The organism is Oleiphilus sp. HI0086 (assembly GCF_001635225.1).
The window spans coordinates 1-5257 of record NZ_LWFZ01000331.1 but is presented as its reverse complement, the minus strand read 5'-3'; the positions used below and the strand labels follow the sequence as shown (position 1 = coordinate 5257).

Sequence of the window (5257 nt, the reverse complement as noted above, 5' to 3'; positions counted from 1 at the left end):
ATCAGGCATCGAATCGACAGAGTTTTCTTTCAACTCAAAGTCGAGTAAACCTTCATAGATAAATCCGGTATCACCTTCTGCACAAGAGACGGTCACTTCTTGCCCATCGCGCAATACATCACTGGCATCACCACAACCAACAACAGCTGGAATCCCAAGCTCACGCGCAATAATCGCAGCATGGCAAGTACGGCCACCACGGTCTGTCACAATGGCTGAAGCACGCTTCATTACCGGCTCCCAATCCGGATCGGTCATGTCTGTAACGAGTACATCACCGTCCTGAACCTGATCCATGTCAGCAATATCATCAACGACTTTCACTGCGCCACTACCGATCTTGTGACCGATACTGCGCCCTTCTACGACAACGGTTCCGGTCTCTTTCATTAAGTAGCGTTCTAGAATAGCAGTGCTAGAACGACTCTTAACCGTTTCAGGGCGCGCCTGAACAATATACAACTCACCGTCATCACCATCTTTTGCCCACTCGATATCCATCGGGCGATCATAGTGTTTCTCGATAATCAGCGCTTGCTTGGTCAGCTCATTGAGCTCTTCATCACTCAGTGAGAACTGTTTGCGCTGTGCCATATCTACCTTGACGGTTTCAACCAGTGAGTCACTATCGTCCTGGCTATAGACCATCTTGATCGCCTTGCTACCCAAGTTACGCTTGAGAATTGCTGGGCGACCAGCTTCATAAGTGGGCTTATGTACATAAAATTCGTCTGGGTTCACTGCACCCTGCACGACCGTTTCACCCAAGCCATATGAGGAAGTGATAAACACCACATCTCTAAAGCCGGATTCGGTATCGAGGGTAAACATAACACCGGAGCTCGCCGTCTCACTGCGCACCATCTTTTGAATACCAGCAGACAATGCGACTTCACTATGCTCAAACTCATGGTGAACACGATAAGAGATCGCTCTATCGTTATAAAGCGAAGCAAAAACTTCTTTAACCAGAGCTTTAACTTGTTCGATTCCGGTAACATTCAAGAAGGTTTCTTGCTGACCAGCAAAAGAAGCCTCAGGCAAATCTTCGGCAGTGGCGGAAGAACGAACTGCAACGGCCAAGTTTTGATTTCCGTCTTGTAGCTTTTTGAAAGCATCTTCAAGCGCCCTATTGAGAGCCTCTTGAAACGGAGCCTCCATCACCCAGCCACGAATTTTGGCACCACTTTCTGCCAAGGCTGTAACGTCTTTTACATCGAGTGAAGCAAGCTCTGCATTGATACGCTCACTTAAGCCGTTCTCTGATAGAAAGTCCCAATATGCCTGAGCCGTTGTAGCAAAACCGCCCGGCACCCTTACCCCTACAGAAGATAGATGACTAATCATCTCGCCGAGTGAAGCATTCTTTCCCCCCACTCGATCAACATCGTTCATACCCAGTTCATCAAACCAAATAATGTAGTCCTGCAAGGCTTATTCTCCTGTACATTAGCGAAATACTGATAATTATGCGCTTTACTTAACGCGAGCAGGTGTGAATTGTAACACTTTATGCTAACTTATTTGAATCAATCCTCGGCTTCAAAATAAGGTTTTTTATGGGTAATCAGCGCACTGCTTTTTTCATTTCAGACGGCACAGGTATCACCTCAGAAGCGTTAGGCGTCAGTTTATTAACACGATTTGAAGAGCATGAATTCGAGAAAGTCACGCTTCCTTACGTTGATAGCATTGAAAAAGCCCTCGAAACGGTCGAGAAAATTAATGCTGCGGCGGAGTTAAATGGCGCGAAAGCTATTATTTTCGACACCATCGTTGATGATGGCATCAGAAAGATCATCAAAAAGAGTAATAGCTTGATGATTGATATTTTCGCCGCTTTTCTAGGGCCGCTGGAACAAGAGCTCGGCGTTCGCTCTTCTTATCAGGTAGGTAGAACACGCATTACTAAAAATACCCGCTATGACCAAAGAATAGAGGCTATTAACTACGCACTCGACAATGACGACGGTGCTCGCACCAAACTCTATGACCAAGCGGATGTGATATTGACCGGCGTATCGCGCAGTGGCAAAACCCCTACTTGTCTCTATCTTGCAATGCAGTACGGCATTAAGGCGGCCAACTATCCAATTACCGAAGAAGATATCGAAGACCAAAAGCTGCCCGCCTCTTTACGCCCCCATAGAAACAAGATTTTTGGCCTGACTATTGAGCCTGACAGGCTTGCCGCCATTCGCCATGAACGACGCGCTAACTCGCGTTACTCTTCAGCAAAGCAATGTAATTATGAAGTTGAAGAGGTTGAGCTAATGTATCGCAGAGAAAGGATTCCCTTTTTGAATACGACACATTACTCGGTTGAAGAAATTGCTACCCGCATCATGGTGCAATCGGGTATTGAGCGACGCTGCTAGCCATAACGCTAGCAGTACCTGTTTAGCACTTTTCTGCTTTTAGCGTTTAGAGTTCTTTAATCTCTAAACCCAGTCCTTCAAGCGCATCTCGCTGACTTTGCTGGCTAATCACCGCAACACTCGCTAAGCCTGGCTGCAGGTAAGTCTTGGCAACACGCTGCAGATCATCAATTGTGACCGACAAAACTTTCGCCCTAAATGCTTCGCGATGCTCCTGGGTTCGACCAAACAACAAGTTATGGTAATCACCCTTTGCTTCACCAGCCGGCGATCTTGGTTTATCGATTTGCGATACAACTCCCAAGATAGCCTGCTCTAACTCTTCTCCATCATGCTCCTCGATATGCAGCCAATCTAATGAAGCGTCGAAGTCATCAAGTGTTTCACTTAGACGAGGATCACGATAAGAGAAAAATCTGAAGGATGCCGAACCTGAGTCCTGCCCTGCACCACCGCCATAGGCACCACCTTGCTCTCTGATCGTCCTATGTAAATAGCCATTTCTTAAAAAGCCTCCCAATACAGACAAGGCTGGTGCATCATCATGACCGACAGCGACAGTAGGATAAGCCTTGGCACAGAAGTTGACTTGCGTGGACGTTAGCCAAGCTTCTTTTACGGTTTCACGTCTCTCTGTTAAAGAAAAATGACTATTCGCAGCAGGTTCAAAGTCTTTATAGGACTGATGAATAAAGCCTGCAATTTCATCAGAGACTTCCGACTCCGAGACCAGTAAGAACTGACGAGGCTGTGCTAAAACTGCCTTATGAATTCTTTCCAAACCTTCAGCCAAGCTGGATAAGGCTTTACTATCGATATCGCCACTTTCAGTTGATAGCGATTCATCTAAAGCCTTCAAGGCTTTAATGCCTTGCATTCCCCCTAGCTGATAAGCGAGGTAAGAGCCAGGGCTCATTCTGCTAGAGGCAACCCCCATCGCCAATGCATGACCGCTACTGGTTACACCTTGCTCACGACGCGCTCGCATCTGAGCCACCAGTTCGCGAAGACGTTCATGCTCATCGAAACGAACGTTGTCGAGCGTTTCCTTAAGCATCTCTGTCAAAGCAACGTAGTTTCGACTAAGCGCCTTCCCTGAAAATACCAATACTCCTTTGATATCTTGAACGTCGTCAATTTCGCCCTTAACGGAGCTGTACGCTCCCAGGCCACCAGTTAAAGCAGACTGCTTATTCTGCATTTCCAGGTAACTGCTCTCACCCGCACCTAGAGCGGTAACCACGGCAGTATAAATCGGCAAGAGTGCTTGCAAGTCTTCGCTAAGCTCAGGCATATCAATAATAATCTGCTGATAGACCAAGCCATTTGTGCCTTGGTGGTAACAAGTAATATTATCCGAAACTTTGGCTGGTTCGCCTTTGGGGAAGTGTAAATGCAGGGGCACGTCTGGAATGCCGACCTTAGGCAAGATCGATTCATCATCTTTCATGATCTGACGCTGCTTCAAGGCTTCCGCCTGATCTATGACCTTTTGCTTCTCTTCCTCGTTCAGATTCTGCTTAATTTCAGCTAGTTGCTTCGTTAGCAGAGCTGTTCTGACCTCATCGTAAGAAGTATCCGGACGAAGAGATAAAGTGACTCGGTGTGAGTTATCCAATAAGTGCTTTTTCACCAAAGATTTGAAATATTCAGGGTCTTTAACGCGCTCTCTTAACTTTTCAATCACCGGCTCAAGGTCTAGCAATGCGACCGGGTCGCCACCGTGCAACATCGAAGGCAATGCGCCGAGTATCAACTGCAAACCGTAAGGGTAACTGTCTCCCGCAATTTCTCGCTGACTTAACTCAAGCTGATGCAATACCGCATCCAAACGTTCTTTAGCAACACCTTCTTGGGCAACTTTCTCTAACACAGCGAAGATTTCTGCTTCTAGCTCTTCCTCTTTACCCGGTTCACTTCCCTCTAAACCACACGCAAAAGCCATTTCTCGGTTAGAGTCTTCCAAACCACACAAGGGTGATGGCGCATGCCCTAGCTTTGAAGCCTCTAATGCTCGCTGCAATGGTGCAGCACTGTTCTCAAACAACACATCAGCCAATAGATGTGCTTCGAGGTTTTGCTCCAAATCAAAGCTGTAACCTAACAACCATGAGACAACAATGTGCGTCTTATGTTCGGTCGGCTCATCTTTTTCAACGGGGTAATTTTCCTGAATCCGAATCGGTGCACAATAGCGTTGCTCATCGTTGATTCTGATTCGGTGATCTTCTTTAGAGAATCTGGATAAAGCGTAACCCTGAAAGTGACAATGGTGCTCATAAGCTGGAATATCGCCAAAGGTCAGAAACACAGCATTACTTGGATGATAGTGCTTTTTGTAAAAGCCTTTTAAGTCATCATAACTTAAACCGGTGATATGCTCAGGATCTCCACCACTATTAAAGTGATAGGTAGTAGTCGGATACAAATGGCGCGTTAATGTCTGCCATAGTTGACTAACCGGTGAGCTCATCGCTCCCTTCATTTCATTATAAACAACACCCTTGTAACTCAGATCGCTATTGGCATCATCTGCTTTTTCAAACTCAAGTCGATGCCCCTCTTGTAGAAAATCCATCTCGTCGAGTCGAGAGAAGAAAACTGCATCGAGATACACTTCGAGAAGATTATTAAAATCTTTCTTGTTTTTACTTGCAAAAGGGTAAGCCGTCCAGTCACTACTGGTAAAGGCATTCATAAAAGTATTTAAGGATCGGCGGATCATCATAAAGAAGGGGTCACGAACCGGATATTTCTCGCTACCACACAGTGCCGTATGCTCAAGAATATGTGCGACGCCAGAGTTGTCAGTCGGAACTGTTTTTAGACCTACCAAAAATACGTTTTCGGTATTAGTGGTCGCAAAATGCAGGTGCCTG

Annotated in this window: 3 protein-coding genes; 1 reads left to right on the top strand and 2 read right to left on the bottom strand. The window is 46.2% G+C overall.

Annotated elements, in window-relative coordinates; translation table 11 throughout:
* Positions 1-1431, bottom strand: a 1431-nt coding sequence (ppsA, locus tag A3756_RS04285; protein WP_082865079.1) for a phosphoenolpyruvate synthase, incomplete at its 3' end; no start/stop codon positions are given.
* Positions 1432-1559: 128 nt separating this feature from the next.
* Between ppsA and A3756_RS04280 the strand changes: the two genes are divergently transcribed.
* A complete protein-coding gene (locus tag A3756_RS04280; protein ID WP_068507784.1) occupies positions 1560-2378 on the top strand; it encodes a pyruvate, water dikinase regulatory protein in 819 nt (272 codons plus the stop codon).
* Between the two features lie 46 nt (positions 2379-2424).
* Here A3756_RS04280 and A3756_RS04275 read toward each other — a convergent pair.
* Positions 2425-5257 (bottom strand): insulinase family protein (locus tag A3756_RS04275; protein WP_068552983.1); only part of this gene is annotated, 2833 nt, incomplete at its 5' end.

Coding starts and splice junctions, on each gene's coding strand:
- A3756_RS04280 (WP_068507784.1), top strand. CDS start 1,560: ATGGGTAATCAGCGCACTGCTTTTTTCATTTCAGACGGCACAGGTATC.